This window comes from Rhizobium skierniewicense (genome assembly GCF_014196515.1).
Classification (GTDB): domain Bacteria; phylum Pseudomonadota; class Alphaproteobacteria; order Rhizobiales; family Rhizobiaceae; genus Agrobacterium; species Agrobacterium skierniewicense.
On sequence record NZ_JACIDV010000011.1, the window covers coordinates 132,091 to 146,586 of the forward strand.

Sequence of the window (14,496 nt, forward strand, 5' to 3'; positions counted from 1 at the left end):
CAGCCTCAATCGAACTTCATGTAAGGACGGAAGGGAACCTCGGCAGCTTGGACGATCGCAGGGCTGCTTGTCGCATATACAGACGCCCGCGCAACCTTGGCGACGGCATTGTTTTCGGCAGCCAAGGATTCCAGAGCTACATCGTAGGTAAGGTTTGCGATCCGGCGCGTTGTTCCGAAAAGCTTCCGGACAGATGCGGGGCCGTCGTCGTACGCTCTCTGGCCAATCGCTGTCTGCTGCCCGTCGCAGCGTTTCTGCTCTTTTTCCGAATCAAGTACTGATCTGCCTGTCGAGCAGCGATTGCGTTTGCCCTGCATGCCCAGACGCGTAATTGCAGAAGGTCCAAACTCGAAACCCACAGCGAGGCCAAGATCATCAGTGTCGACGCCGTTTGCCTCAAGCCGTTCGAGCGCGAGATCGAAGCTGCTGCGAAGAGCGCCGGCACAGAGGACCGAGGTAGACACGGTTTCGTCGGTATCGGTGTTGTGGGCCGTTCCTTCAAGGATATGACCGTGGATGCAATCGCCGATGAAGCGAATCCGCCGGCCGGAGAAGTCCGCGCTGATGACCCTGTCCAGTTCGGCACGAATGACGTGGAGGCATCGGACCACATCCTCAGGGTCGTCGTCGATATGAGCGTTCACGTAAGCGGTGAAATTGTCGACGTCGGCATAGACGGAAACCATTTCCATCCGCCTGGAGTTGCCCGGTGTGAGAACGGAAATGTCCAGGTTCTTAAGGGGCGGCGTTGTACGCGAGAACGCGAATGCCCCAATGGGATTCGCCTTGTTGTCACTCCGCCAGTCAGCAACGATCTTATCTTTGCTGAGCCCGAGTTTCGCCGACTCCCCGCAGTCATTTATCTCCTCATCGGTCAACTTGGTTTTCGCTGGATCGTTCGCGGCATCGAGATCGATCGCTTGACGGGCCTCGTTGCTCAAATAGATTCCGACAGCCTTGTTGTTTGAAGCCAGTTTCGCAGCAATGTTTGCGGGGCGGCCAAGGAAGAGGGGCTCACGATTGCCGCCGCGGCCATTGTTCACTGCAAGCGCGTTACCAGTATCGATGCCGACCCGCACTCGCGCATTTGGGATTTTCTCGTCGTCGTCGCCTGTCTCTGCGAGGACATCGACGATGAGCTTGGCGATCGCGACAGCCCGGTTTACGCGGTCGTCGGCAGAGTCCGTGCCATAAGGTTTGGCCACAACTGCGTGGAGACGTTGATTGTGGAAGTCGACACGAATGGCATTAGCCTCGGCGAGAATCCGGTGGACGGCGCGGTAGTGCAAATTCAGAAACCGCAGCGCTCGCTTGTGACACGTCTCACCTTCGGTCTCGGTCGACCAAAGCATGTCATCGAAGTTGACGATCTCTAAGTAGACGTGAACGCCATCCACGCGATAGGCCTTGTTCGTCGGGATCGACGTCAGCGACGTATCTCGTGTGTAGTCCAGAACCGTAACGGTCTTGACGTCTTCGATGCGTGCATCGATCGCTGCCTTTGCGCGATCATGCTTCCATGTATTAGCCATTTGCGTTTCAACTCCAAACTGATCCACGGAAGATGCTAATCCACCGATGCGATTGTTTCACTGTTTGTTCCTTGAGGCATTTCCCGGGCACTTTGCAGTGCCCGGAATCAGTCGAATCCTTGAGTTGGCCAATTTCAGGATCCAAAACGGCCAGTACTAGGGTCGTTTGGCCAGTATTAGGATTCGTTTCTCAATAGTGAGTGAAAAGAGTGTCCCGATCAAGAGCAACCGCTCGTCGCACCGCACGTGTCGCATTTCTCGCACGTGCCATTCCGCACCATCGTGAAGTTCTGGCACTCGCCGCACATGTTGCCCGTATACCCCTGGGCAATCGAGCGGATGCGGCGTTCGGCTTCTTTCTTTTTGGCTTCCGTCTTGGCAGAGGCTGCGTCTGCGGCTGCCTTGTCGGAGAAGAGGGCTGTCGCGGCCTGTTCGGATTCGGTGGCGAGGCCTTCTTCGATTTCGACGGCTTCCTTGGCGCGTTCCTCGTAGTCACGCTTGAAGGCGACGACTTCGGAGGTGGAGATGGCGACGGTTGGTTCCAGCTTGCGCACCGTGTTGCCGGAGATCTGCGTGACTGTGCCGGAGGCACGGGCAGGCGCTGCGGTTGCCGAACCCTTGGGCTCGGACGAGACGCGCTCGGGGGTGTTGGAGACGAGCGTTGGCTTGTAACCGCGGGTCCAGCCGGTGGAGACGAGGTTGGTCTTGCCCTCTTCGATGCCCTTGCCGAGTGCCGTCTGCGAGAAGTCGGACGTATCCACATGGGCCAGATCGTGACGGCCGAGGTAGGAGACGGCGAGTTCGCGGAACACGTAGTCGAGGATCGACGTTGCGTTCTTGATCGCATCGTTGCCGATAACCATGCCGGCTGGCTCGAACTTGGTGAAGGTGAAGGCCTCCACATATTCTTCCAGTGGCACGCCATATTGCAGGCCAAGCGAGATGGCGATGGCGAAGTTGTTCATCATCGCACGGAAGGCAGCGCCTTCCTTGTGCATGTCGATGAAGATTTCGCCGATGCGACCGTCACCGAATTCGCCGGTGCGCAGATAGACCTTGTGTCCACCGACGGCTGCCTTCTGGGTGTAACCCTGACGGCGGTTCGGCAGTTTTTCACGCTCGCGGCTGACACGCTCGACAACACGCTCGATGATCTTCTCGGTGATGGTGACGGCCTGGGCTGCCTGTGGCTGAGCGATCAGCTCTTCCAGTGCATCTTCCGAATCATCATCCTCGACCAGCGAAGCGTTGAGTGGCTGGGACAGCTTGGAACCATCGCGGTAAAGGGCGTTGGCCTTCAGCGCCAGCTTCCAGGACAGCATGTAGGCTGCACCGCAATCTTCCACCGTTGCATCGTTGGGCATGTTGATCGTCTTGGAGATCGCGCCGGAGATGAAGGGCTGTGCCGCCGCCATCATGCGGATGTGGCTTTCGACCGAGAGGTAACGCTTGCCGATCTTGCCGCAAGGGTTGGCGCAATCGAAGACGGGCAGGTGCTCGTCCTTCAGGAATGGTGCGCCTTCCAGCGTCATCGCGCCGCAAACATGCACATTGGCCGCTTCGATGTCCTTCTTGGCAAAGCCGAGATGTTCCAAAAGGTTGAAGCTCATGTCGGAAAGCTGCTCGTCGGAGACCTTCAGCGTGTCCTTCAGGAAGTCGGCACCGAGTGTCCACTGGTTGAAGACGAACTTGATGTCGAAGGCAGACTTCAGCGCGCCGTTGACGGCTTCGATCTTCTCATCGGTAAAGCCCTTGGCTTTCAGGCTGCCGGGGTTGATGGCCGGTGCCTGGTTGAGATTGCTGTGGCCGATGGCGTAGGCTTCGATTTCGGCAATCTGGCTTTCCGAGTAACCGAGCGAACGCAGGGATTCAGGAACGGCACGGTTGATGATCTTGAAATAACCGCCACCGGCCAGCTTCTTGAACTTCACCAGTGCGAAGTCAGGCTCGATACCGGTCGTGTCGCAATCCATGACGAGGCCGATCGTGCCGGTCGGCGCAATCACGGTCGTCTGGGCGTTGCGGTAGCCGTGCTGTTCGCCAAGCTCCAGCGCCTTGTCCCATGCGGCAACGGCGTGGGTGATGAGGTCTGCATCCGTGCAATCGGCATGGATGAGCGGAACCGGGTTTACCGACAGGCCTTCGTAACCATAGGCCAGGCCCTGGGCTGCGCGGCGGTGGTTGCGGATGACCCGCAGCATGTTATCGCGGTTGGGTGCAAAACCGGGGAACGGGCCAAGCTCGCCTGCCATTTCGGCAGATGTTGCATAGGACACGCCGGTCATGATGGCGGTGAGAGCACCGGCAATCGCGCGGCCTTCGTCGCTGTCATACGGAATGCCCGACGACATCAGCAGGCCGCCGATATTGGCATAGCCGAGGCCGAGCGTGCGGTATTCGTAGGAGCGTTCGGCAATGGCCTTGGATGGGAACTGCGCCATCATGACGGAGACTTCGAGAACGACGGTCCACAGGCGAACGGCGTGTTCGTAATCGGCAATGTCGATGTTCTTGGTCTTGGCGTCCTTGAACTGAAGCAGGTTCAGCGAGGCAAGGTTGCAGGCCGTGTCATCCAGGAACATGTATTCCGAGCAGGGGTTGGATGCGCGGATGGGACCGGCGGCTGGCGATGTGTGCCAGTCGTTCATGGTGGTGTTGAAGTGCAGGCCCGGATCAGCCGATGCCCATGCGGCGTGGGAAATCTTTTCCCAAAGCGCGCGAGCCTTCAGGGTCTTCATGACCTTGCCGTCCTTGCGGGCGGTGAGGTTCCAGTCGCCGTCGTTTTCGACTGCGCGCAGGAAGTCATCCTTCAGCGACACGGAATTGTTGGAGTTCTGGCCAGACACCGTGAGGTAGGCTTCCGAATCCCAATCGGTGTCGTAGGTCTTGAATTCGATATCCTTGTAGCCCTGCTGGGCGAACTGGATGACGCGCTTGACGTAGTTTTCCGGCACCATGTCCTTCTTGGCAGCGCGGATTTCGCGCTTGAGGGCAGGGTTCTTGGCCGGGTCGAAGCAGTCGCCGTTATCCGCCTCGCAGTTGACGCAGGCCTTCATGATGGCCTTGAGGTGCTTGGCGACGATCTTGGAACCGGTCACAAGGGCCGCAACCTTCTGCTCCTCGTTCACCTTCCAGTCGATATAGGCTTCGATATCGGGGTGATCCGCATCGACAACGACCATCTTGGCGGCGCGGCGGGTCGTGCCGCCGGACTTGATGGCGCCCGCTGCGCGGTCACCGATCTTGAGGAAGCTCATGAGGCCGGAGGAGCGACCGCCGCCGGACAGCTTTTCGCCTTCGCCGCGCAGGTAGGAGAAGTTGGAGCCGGTGCCGGAGCCGTATTTGAACAGGCGCGCTTCACGCACCCAAAGATCCATGATGCCGCCTTCATTGACCAGATCGTCCTCGACGGACTGGATGAAGCAGGCATGCGGCTGCGGGTGTTCATAGGACGACTTGGATTTGGTCAGCTTGCCGGTGAAGGGATCGACGTAAAAATGGCCCTGACCCGGACCATCGATGCCATAGGCCCAATGCAGGCCGGTGTTGAACCACTGTGGAGAGTTTGGCGCAACGCGCTGCGTGGCCAGCATGTAGGCAAGCTCATCCTTGAAGGCGGACGCATCTTCTTCGGTCGAGAAATACTTGCCCTTCCAGCCCCAGTAAGCCCATGTACCGGCCAGACGGTCGAACACCTGACGTGCGTCGGTTTCAGAACCGTAACGCTCATCTTCGGGAATGTCCTTCATTGCCTTTTCGTCGGCAACGGAGCGCCAGAGGAAGGAAGGAACGTCGTTTTCCTCGACCTTCTTCAGGCGGGCAGGAACGCCTGCCTTGCGGAAATACTTCTGCGCCAGAACGTCGGTCGCGACCTGGGAGAACTGCGCGGGAACGTCGATATCCGCCAGTCTGAACACGACGGAGCCATCCGGGTTCTTGATTTCGCTGATACCCTTGCGGAAATCGATTTCCGCGTAGGCAGACTGGCCCGGCTTGGTAAAGCGGCGTTCAATGCGCATTGTTTTCGTCCTCGTCCTTTGGGCGCCCATGGGCAGGGCGCAAAAATCCGTCCTGGCTTCGCGCCTCGTACGCGCAGCCAGTTCATCGATTCGAATGGGATGTCATCCTTGGATGTAAACCCTGTATATCGTGGTGATTTCGGCTGCAAGCATACTATATATAGTATTAACAGTTTCTTGCCAACCAGATCCCGCATCATGTTTTCGGCGACGAAAGCCAGTTCACAGACAAATCCGTGCCCATCACCCCCTCATGGGTGAGAACGCAGACCAACGCGTGAACTGAAACTCAATGAATCAGAGTGGGGCACCCGATCCCGTTGCCGCTGCAACATAACAGCACCTTGGAAAAATGCAGTGATTCCGTCAAGGCCTAGTTTGAAAGGGTTTGTTAACTACCAGATATTGTGTATGAGCCTGTGGAAAACGGGGAAAGAAAAACCCTCTATAAATATCAGGCACTTGGAGGAAAGCCCTTTGTTGGCACACGTTTGTCCTTCCGTAACGTGAGGCCGGATTTCCGGGCCTTTTCAACACTGAGGCAAAAAGGCGACACTGTGAGTTTTCCACTGGCCAGGGATCAAAATACCCGAGAAAAATGAAGCCGGCACACCATCTATAGCGGCATCGCCAGTCAGGCTGGCTTTGCCTTTCTCTCCGGTAGCGTCATGGAAAAGACGCCGATGACGACAAGCACCAGGCCGATCCATGCGGTCGGCGGCAGGCTTTCGCCGAGAAAGATGACGCCGATGGCAACACCGATCGGCACACGCAAATAGGCTTGCGACGTTGTGCCGACCGAACCGAGCGTGCGGATCAACCGGTAATAGATCACGAAGGCGAGCGCCGTGGAGAAAACCGAAAGCGCCAGAAGCGCGAAGATCGACGTTGCCGATGGCGACAGCGTCCAGGGATGATCGATGATCAGGCTGAGCGGTGCCAAAAGCATGGCTCCGCATATCAGCGAACCGGCGGCAGGCATCATCGGATCGAGGTCCTTGAAGTTCTTGCCGAAGATGACTGCTCCGCCATAGCAGACGCTGGCGGCGATGACGGCAAGCTGCGCCAGAAGTTCCTTGCCGACACCGTTGAGCGCCTGCACGCCGACGATGAGCACAATGCCGCTGAAACCGGCGGCAATGCCTGCCATCTTGCGACCGCTGACGGGTTCATGGCGGATGAAAAGCACCGTCATCAGGAAGGCGAAGACCGGCGTCGTCGAGTTCAGAATGACCGCAAGGCCCGCATCTGTCGTGGTTTCGGCCCAGGCAATGAGGGTGAAGGGCACGGCGGTGTTGAGGCAGGCCTGAATGAAAAAGCGCCTCCAGGTGGTCGCATCCCTGGGCAGGCGCAGGCCGCGAATGCGCAGGACGATGAGAAGAACCGTTGCGGCCATCAGCGTTCGGGCCGCGATCAAGGTGATGGGCGGAATGGTGGCAACGCCGAGCTTGATGAAGGTGTAGGCTGAACCCCAGAGCGTGGCAAGCACGAGCAGAAGAGCCAGTTCTCTGGCGATGGTGTTGTTGGCGGTCATGCGTCTTTCCTTGCTGCACGTCTCATTGCGACCGGTATTCACCGCAACGGCTTCTCACGATGATGGAATCGATCGAGATCGTCTCATCAAAATCATGAATGGTTGGTCTTGATCTGCATCGGGCGTGCCGTGTGATGGCCACACCCACATCACGGCGCAGATGGTCTGAAAGATGCGAGACGTGTGATGGTTTTGGTCCATGACGCCAGCCAAAGCCGGACAGAGCTTTGACCAAGTCCGCGAAACGGACGTTTTTGAACGCGGTAGAAGCGGCTCGTTTTTTATTGTTTTCGTCGGCAGGCATAATCTCGTCCTTGGCTCGCAGGCATCTCTGGACGGTGCTAACCTCAAAAGCAGCATGGATGTTTCGGCCTTGGCCGAAGTGTGTGTGGCTGACAGGCGAAGACCAATCCATTAAAATGTCCGCATGACAAATTTCGCTTCCGGTACGTCCATCGCAGTCGTCGCCAGCCTTCTAGGAGACCCGGCCCGCGCCAACATGCTCTACGCCCTGATGGGTGGGCGGGCCCTGACGGCGGGCGAACTCGCTCGTCATGCGGGGGTGACGGCGCAGACGACAAGCGGCCATCTGTCGCGACTGGCGGATGCGCAGCTTCTGACGCTGGAGAAACAGGGCAGGCATCGCTACTATCGGCTGGCATCGCCAGAGGTGGCACAGGCTATCGATGCGCTGATGGTCGTCGCATCTGCCGGGCCTAAACGTCACCGTCCTGTCGGGCCTAAGGATGATGCGTTGCGCATGGCGCGAACCTGTTACGACCATATGGCCGGAAGGCTTGCCGTCAGCATTGCGGATGCGCTGTGTGAAAAGGCCTATGTCGTGCTGGCTGACGGTGCGGCGCTGGTAACGGAAGAGGGGCAGCGTTTCCTGTGCGATTTCGGCGTCTATCTGGCGTCGGGAAACGTATCAAGGCGACCACTCTGCCGAACCTGTCTCGACTGGAGCGAACGCCGCATGCATCTGGCCGGAAAGCTGGGCACGGGATTGCTCGACCGGTTGATGGCGCTGGGCTGGGTCGTGCGCATGCCGGAAACGCGTGCCTTGCGGGTGACGCAGGCGGCGGAGACGGGTTTGCGTGCCACCTTTGGGCTGTCGGCGGACTGGCGGGTGGCATCGCCCAATGAAATAAAAAATGACGGCTGAGAGAGCCGTCATTTCACGTTACTATCACATCAAAAAAATCAGCCCGGCGCGCCCTTGGCAATCGGCTCCTGATAGGTGAAGCCGAGATCCCATGGGAAATAGATCCATGTGTCTTGGCTGACTTCCGTGATGAACGTATCGATGGTGGGGACGCCTGATGGTTTGGCGTAGACGCAGGCGAAATGCGCTTTTGGCAGCATCTCACGCACTTCGAGCGCCGTCTTGCCGGTATCGGTCAGATCGTCGACGACCAGAATGCCTTGCCCGCCGTTTTCCATCAGTTCGGGCGCGATGCCCTTCAAAAGCAGCGTATCGCCCTGATTGACGTAATCATGCCGCGTGGCGATGCAGACCGTATCGATCAGACGGATGTTGAGTTCGCGCGAAATGATGGCGGCGGGTACAAGGCCACCGCGCGTGATGCAGACAATGGCTCTGAACTCCTGGTTCAGACCGGCCAGGCGCCATGCCAGTGCACGGGCATCACGGTGAAATTGATCCCAGGAAACGGGAAAGGCTTTATCGGGAAGGGACATGGGGTGTCTACCATCTGGTCAAAATTGTTGATGGCTTTGGCTAATAGCGGCAAGAATAGCTCAAAGGCAAGCTTTTCACGGTGTCTGTTGCGCGCTTTCTCGTCGTTTCGCTCAAAAGAGGCACGACGAAGTCTAAGGGTTTTTTTCGACAAACGCGCCGATGACACGGTTCCGGCCCGCGTCCTTTGCGGTGTAAAGAGCCGTATCGGCCCGGCGCAACAATTGCTGCAAACGTTCGTCTGTACCGGCTTGAATGACGCCGAAGCTGCAGGTGATACGACCGTGGGGCAATGGGTCGACATAGCTGGACTGAAAGGCCGCGCGCAGACGTTCCGCTATGCCAAGGGCCGCTTCGCCCGATGTGCGCGGCAGGACGATGCAGAATTCCTCGCCGCCGACCCGAGCCGCCAGATCATAGGGGCGCAACTGGTCTTTGACGATCTCGCCGACATTCATCAGGACGTTATCGCCGACATCGTGACCGAAATTGTCGTTGATGTTCTTGAATTTATCGAGATCGAACAGGATGATGGACAGCGGTTCATTGGAGCGCGCGGCCTGAGCCTGCAAGGCGGGCATCTGTTCGGTGAGCCAACGACGGTTGCCAAGGCCTGTCAGAAAGTCAGTGGTCGCCTGATGTTTGAGCTTCTTGGTCAGTTCCTCGACCTGCAACAGCATGGATTTCGTGGCTGCTGTTACGGTCGCGATCTCGTCATTTCCAGCGGAACAGAGCTTGAAGACACTCTTGTCCTGCGGGTATTTCTGGAGCGCTTCTGCCAGATGATGCAGAGGACGAATGAAGCGCCAGATGGCAAACAGGCAAAGAGCTGTTCCGAACAGCGTCGCACCCAGAATAAGACAGAAAATAGGCCATGCCGATGTGTCGAAGCCACTGACCAGGTGAACGATCAATGCGATCAACGGGACGTGCACGCTCAAAAATGAGACCAAAAAGATTTTCGCAATAAGGGAACGTCGAAGTCGGGTCATCGTCTGGCGTCTCTCAAGCTTCATCCTTCACCTGTGTTTGACGTCGGATCATTCATCGGGCGAGAATGAACCAACCGTAAAAAAAAGCAATAAAAAGGCAGTGTCATCTTATATTCGAATTTTATGGAGATATCGTTCAATTCAAAGTGTTACGAGCGCCCGTTCAGCTTGGATTTCCTGTTTTGCTGTCTCGACCTGTGTGACACTTCGTGTGTCAGTTCTGTAAAACGCGCATCAGCGGCCCCCGTTTCCCGGCGCTTTCGAATTATTGCGGCAAGAAAGGGCGCGTCAGGACTGAATTCCTCCGGTAGCCCTTCATGTTTTGGGGTGAGAACCACGCCCGGTGCCGCATATGGATCTAAATAAGTCTCTGTTTTGGCTGTGTATTTCATAATCTCTCAGTGCTTTCAACGAGGCTGTCATTTTTTTGTCAAAAGGCGCATTTTCCTGCTTGCGGTATCGAAAAGCTCTGACTATAAGGGCGCCACACGACATGTGTACGCGCCCTTCGTCTATCGGTTAGGACGTCAGATTTTCATTCTGAAAAGAGGGGTTCGACTCCCCTAGGGCGTACCATTCCACCTCAAGCTCCTTTATATTTCCCCTTATGAAATTGATGTGCGATTTCCGTGTTTGTTGTATTCGCATGGGGAGAAAATATGACTGCACGGATCATTCTGCTGGGCGGTGCGTCGCATGTGGGAAAATCCACGCTGGCGACCGACATGGCCCGGCATCTTGGCTGGCGCAAACTTTCCACCGATAGTCTTGCGAGGCATCCCGGTCGCCCCTGGCAGACCGCGCCGCACGTCGTGCCACCACATGTTGTCGAGCATTACCGCGATCTGAACATGGAAGCATTGATGCAATCGGTTCTGCGCCATTACCGCTCGATGTGGGGGACACATGTTCTGCCGTTGATCAAGCGGGAGGAAGGACTCGTCATGGAAGGTTCGGCCCTGCTGCCAGAGAGGATCGCGCCGATCGTTTCCACCCGTGTCCGGGCAGCATGGCTTGTGGCGTCCGATAGGGTGATCGAGCAGCGGATGAAAGTCGAGAGCGACTATGCGGCCCGCGACGAAGATGCACGGTTGCTGATCGATAAATTTCTGGCACGTGCCTTGGCATTCAATCGGTTCATCGCAGCCGAGGTCAACAGGTTCGATCTCGCGAAGATCGATGTCGATCTGGACACAGATGGTGAAGAGCTGTCGCTGCGGGTGCTCGAAACGCTTGATATCTCCGCCTGATTTATCGCTGGATACGGGTTTAGTCTCGCAGTTGACGGGGCTGTCGATCCGGGGATGGTAGGTCGGACATCTTGGAGGAGATATCCGTGACATCAGGCATACCGTTTTCTCTCGTCGGCATCGACCACGTCGTTCTGCTGGTCGATGATATGGACAAGGCGCTGCGCTTCTATCATGACGTCATGGGATGCCGTGCGGGCTATACGTATCCGGCGCTGGGCATGGAGCAGGTGTGGTGCGGGGCGTCGCTCATCGTCTTATGGGATACGACGCATCCCGGTGGACAGAAGGCAGCACCGCCGGTGGCGGGAGGGCGCAATGTCGACCACATCTGCATCGCGACCGGTCCTTTCGAGCACGATGCGTTGCGCGCGCATCTTGAACGCCACGGCGTTGCCATTCACCGCGAGGCGATGCATGGCGGGGCGAGGGGCATGGGCCACTCTTTCTATATATACGACCCCTTCGGCAACATGCTGGAGATCAAGGGACCGGCGGAATATCCCGATGGGCGATCTGCAACGGGGTGAGCGGGTAGGCCTACACGGTTTCATGATCAGGGGCGGATGCAACCGGCAAGCTCAACAGGCGTTGTTCTGCACAACAGAGTTAACGGAGCATTAACCATGACCAGTTTCCTACGCCCGCTTGCTGCCACCCTTGCCTTTTGCGGGCTCAGCGCCTGCCTCATCGAAGAGGCGAAAGCCGAGACAGCGGTGGTGCCGACACAGATGTCGCATTATCAGGGCAAATGGCTGGAAATCGGTCGCACGCCGATGCGGCTGACGGATGGCTGCGTCGCAGGCTTCACGATCTACACCAAGGGTGATGCACCCAACCAGGTGAAGGTTGAGGATGGATGCTACGAAGGAACACCGCAGGGTGAGTTGAAGACCATCGAAGGTATCGGCACTCTGACCGATTACAAGGACACGAATGCCAAGCTGCGGGTTCGGTACCCGTTGTTGATCACCTTCAATTATTGGGTCCGCTACCAGGCGCCCGACCGAAGCTGGTTCATCAGCTCCAACCCGGACATGAGCAAACTCTGGATTTACGCACGCAGCGTCCCATCCAAAAGCAAGCTGGCGGTGATGGTGAAGAAGGCACAAGAGCTTGGCTACGATACGAACAAGCTCGAATTTCCAGAATTCTGATATTGACATCGATGTGAAAAAGCCCGCGGAGACGCGGGTTTTTTTGTGGGTGGTCGTCAGGGAAATCGCTCAAACGAAAATGCCCGCGTTTCCGCGGGCATCTGCTTCTGCTGAGATCTGAGCCTTATTCGATGATGGTTTTGCGGCGGCGATCCGTGTGGGCGGCACCGATGTTGCCACCGAAGAGGGCGGCGACGGCGCCGATCAGGAGCGCACCAAAGGCGACATAGGAGCCTGTGGAGACCGCAGTTGCCGTGGTCTGGGCTGCTTCGGTTGCGCGCTGCTTGGCCTGTTCAACGGCCTGCTTGTACTGTGCCTCATACTCCGTTACCTGCTGGCGAGCCTGGTCGACGGGGATACCCTGAGCACGGGCCAGAGCATCGGCGGCGCGGTTGCGGGCATCTTCGGCCTGCGCCTGGTCGCCAGTCAGTGCGGCGCGAACGGCGCTGACGGCTGCATCGCGCAGAGCCTGTGGGTCGTTACCGCCGCTGGCTTCACGAATCCGCTGTTCAATCGTGGCAACGGGATCTGTCGCACCGGCAAGCGATGGAGCGGCTGTCGAGGCCGCCGTCGCCAGAGTGGAACCTGCGCCGGAGAAGATGCTGGTGACGCCGGTGAATGCACCACCCAGCAGCGCGCCCACAGATGTCGTCAGCAGGTAAAAGACGACGAGCGTGGTGACGGCCCAGGATGTGAGACCGTGCAGAGCGCCGGTGGAGCGGACCGTGCGACCTGATAGGCGGCTGGCGACATAGGCACCCACGAAGGCTGCGATGATACCACTGACGATGACCCAGATGAGCGAGCCGGTGGAGAGCGATGTGGCGGTGGGAGTATCACTGTATGCGGGATCAATGACGCCCGCACCGATGGCCAGACCCAGGAGGTTGAGCAGCAGGTGAAGCGACAGGGCGATTGCCACGCCTGCGAAGACGCCGCCCCAGGACATATTCGATGTTGATTCCTGCAAGACAGGGGCGTGTACGCCCACTGCGGGTGCCGCGTATCTGGTCTGATCAGTCATTCTACTCTCCTGTAACACACGCGGTTGTCGCGTTCTGCCACTGAAACGGACAGATTATGTGTTGGTTCCGTGCTGAAACAGGAAAAGCTAATTGTTTTTTCAATAATTCATGAATTGGTTATAACGCAATAATTTCAACTATTTGTCGTTATTTTTGCTGTGACTTCATGATGCGTGAAAAAAAGCTTAGCGCGCAATGGATATTCGCAGCCGTCCGGCTGCATCCTGAATGTACTGCCAGGCGACGCGACCGGACCTGCCGCCGCGCGTCGTTGCCCATGCCAGAGCCTCATGGTGGAGTGTTTCCCGGGGCAGTCCGAGATCGAAATGGTCGGCATAGCCATCGATCATCGCGAGGTAATCGTCCTGGCTGCATTTGTGGAAACCGAGCCAAAGGCCGAAGCGATCCGAGAGCGATACTTTTTCCTCGACGGCCTCGGAAGGGTTGATGGCGGTGGATTGCTCGTTCTCCATCATGTGGCGGGGCAGGAGGTGGCGGCGGTTGGATGTGGCGTAGAACAGCACGTTGTCTGGCCTTCCTTCGATGCCGCCATCCAGCGCCGCTTTCAGCGATTTATAAGCAGTATCGTCATGGTCGAAGGAGAGGTCGTCGCAGAACAGGATGATGCGAACATCTGCGGTCTTCAAGATCTCCATGAGAGCCGGGAGCGTGTGGATATCCTCGCGGTGGACTTCGACCAGCTTGAGGGTGCCGCCGCTCGATGACTGCACGTCTTCGTGAACAGCTTTGACCAGCGACGACTTTCCCATGCCGCGCGCGCCCCACAGAAGAACATTGTTGGCGGCAAAGCCCTGCGCAAAACGCAGCGTGTTATCGTGAAGAATATCGCGCACGTGGTCGACGCCACGGATGAGCTGAAGTGCGACGCGGTTGGGTTTGGCGACCGGCTGGAGCCAGGCATTGGCGGGCACCCAGACGAAGCAATCGGCGCTGCCAAAGTCGTTGACGGCGGGGGCGGGGCCTGCGAGCCGCTCCAGCGCATCGGCCAGACGGCGGACTTCCGACAGCAACGCTGCATTTGTTTCTTCCGGTGTCATCTTGAAGTCTCCAGCGAAGGATTGTGCCTGCCATTGCCGTTGTATGGAGGCCGCACAACAGTAGAATTTCTGCGAGGTAGCATGGTGTTTATCGCACTGAAAGGTTATGAGGCGTGGAAACGGTACGGCGCAGCGTCTGTGTCTGTTGCATTCTAGGGGATCGCAACTATATTCCGGCGGCTTGAAAAGCCGGCGAGTGGCCAAGACTGCGCCTGATAATCTGAGGAGTT

At 57.6% G+C, this 14,496-nt stretch carries 12 protein-coding genes and 1 tRNA gene; 6 read left to right on the top strand and 7 right to left on the bottom strand.

Going from position 1 to position 14,496, the window contains the following annotated elements; all coding sequences use genetic code 11:
• Positions 1-5: 5 nt before the first annotated feature.
• The 3 genes from GGQ73_RS17620 to GGQ73_RS17630 all read right to left on the bottom strand — a co-directional run bounded on the left by GGQ73_RS17620 (position 6) and on the right by GGQ73_RS17630 (position 7,085).
• Positions 6-1,397 (bottom strand): adenylate/guanylate cyclase domain-containing protein, encoded by a 1,392-nt coding sequence (locus GGQ73_RS17620; RefSeq protein WP_252094039.1) that lies wholly within the window; start codon positions 1,395-1,397, stop codon positions 6-8.
• Between the two features lie 353 nt (positions 1,398-1,750).
• On the bottom strand, positions 1,751-5,551 hold the full coding sequence (locus GGQ73_RS17625; protein WP_183897251.1) for a vitamin B12-dependent ribonucleotide reductase: 3,801 nt from the start codon (positions 5,549-5,551) through the stop codon (positions 1,751-1,753).
• 634 nt (positions 5,552-6,185) lie between these two features.
• A complete protein-coding gene (locus tag GGQ73_RS17630) occupies positions 6,186-7,085 on the bottom strand; it encodes a DMT family transporter (protein ID WP_183897252.1) in 900 nt (299 codons plus the stop codon).
• A gap of 199 nt (positions 7,086-7,284) precedes the next feature.
• Here GGQ73_RS17630 and GGQ73_RS22820 point away from each other — a divergent pair, with 199 nt between their 5' ends.
• Together GGQ73_RS22820 and GGQ73_RS17635 are read left to right on the top strand one after the other, a co-directional pair.
• Positions 7,285-7,503: a hypothetical protein gene (locus GGQ73_RS22820; RefSeq protein WP_210290160.1), complete on the top strand. Its 219-nt coding sequence runs from the start codon at positions 7,285-7,287 to the stop codon at positions 7,501-7,503.
• 9 nt (positions 7,504-7,512) lie between these two features.
• Positions 7,513-8,250 (top strand): ArsR/SmtB family transcription factor, encoded by a 738-nt coding sequence (locus tag GGQ73_RS17635; protein WP_183897253.1) that lies wholly within the window; start codon positions 7,513-7,515, stop codon positions 8,248-8,250.
• A gap of 38 nt (positions 8,251-8,288) precedes the next feature.
• Here GGQ73_RS17635 and gpt read toward each other — a convergent pair whose 3' ends face one another.
• Positions 8,289-8,786: a xanthine phosphoribosyltransferase gene (gene gpt, locus GGQ73_RS17640; protein ID WP_183897254.1), complete on the bottom strand. Its 498-nt coding sequence runs from the start codon at positions 8,784-8,786 to the stop codon at positions 8,289-8,291.
• Between the two features lie 132 nt (positions 8,787-8,918).
• Positions 8,919-9,719 carry a GGDEF domain-containing protein gene (locus GGQ73_RS17645; protein WP_252094045.1) on the bottom strand — a complete coding sequence of 267 codons (801 nt, stop codon included), beginning with the start codon at positions 9,717-9,719 and terminating at the stop codon, positions 8,919-8,921.
• Between the two features lie 558 nt (positions 9,720-10,277).
• Between GGQ73_RS17645 and GGQ73_RS17650 the strand changes: the two genes are divergently transcribed.
• The 4 genes from GGQ73_RS17650 to GGQ73_RS17665 all read left to right on the top strand — a co-directional run bounded on the left by GGQ73_RS17650 (position 10,278) and on the right by GGQ73_RS17665 (position 12,183).
• Positions 10,278-10,352: transfer RNA gene (locus GGQ73_RS17650), tRNA-Glu, on the top strand.
• 83 nt (positions 10,353-10,435) lie between these two features.
• The gene (locus GGQ73_RS17655; RefSeq protein WP_183897256.1) at positions 10,436-11,026 is read left to right on the top strand and encodes a hypothetical protein; all 591 of its coding nucleotides are present in this window, start codon (positions 10,436-10,438) and stop codon (positions 11,024-11,026) included.
• An 86-nt stretch (positions 11,027-11,112) separates the two neighbouring features.
• A complete protein-coding gene (locus tag GGQ73_RS17660; RefSeq protein WP_252094040.1) occupies positions 11,113-11,556 on the top strand; it encodes a VOC family protein in 444 nt (147 codons plus the stop codon).
• 96 nt (positions 11,557-11,652) lie between these two features.
• The gene (locus GGQ73_RS17665; RefSeq protein WP_183897257.1) at positions 11,653-12,183 is read left to right on the top strand and encodes a lipocalin family protein; all 531 of its coding nucleotides are present in this window, start codon (positions 11,653-11,655) and stop codon (positions 12,181-12,183) included.
• A gap of 124 nt (positions 12,184-12,307) precedes the next feature.
• On the opposite strand, the gene GGQ73_RS17670 is transcribed toward GGQ73_RS17665, so the two are convergent.
• Positions 12,308-13,207: a BAR domain-containing protein gene (locus GGQ73_RS17670; RefSeq protein WP_183897258.1), complete on the bottom strand. Its 900-nt coding sequence runs from the start codon at positions 13,205-13,207 to the stop codon at positions 12,308-12,310.
• A gap of 186 nt (positions 13,208-13,393) precedes the next feature.
• On the bottom strand, positions 13,394-14,266 hold the full coding sequence (locus GGQ73_RS17675) for an ATP-binding protein (RefSeq protein ID WP_183897259.1): 873 nt from the start codon (positions 14,264-14,266) through the stop codon (positions 13,394-13,396).
• Between the last annotated feature and the right edge of the window lie 230 nt (positions 14,267-14,496).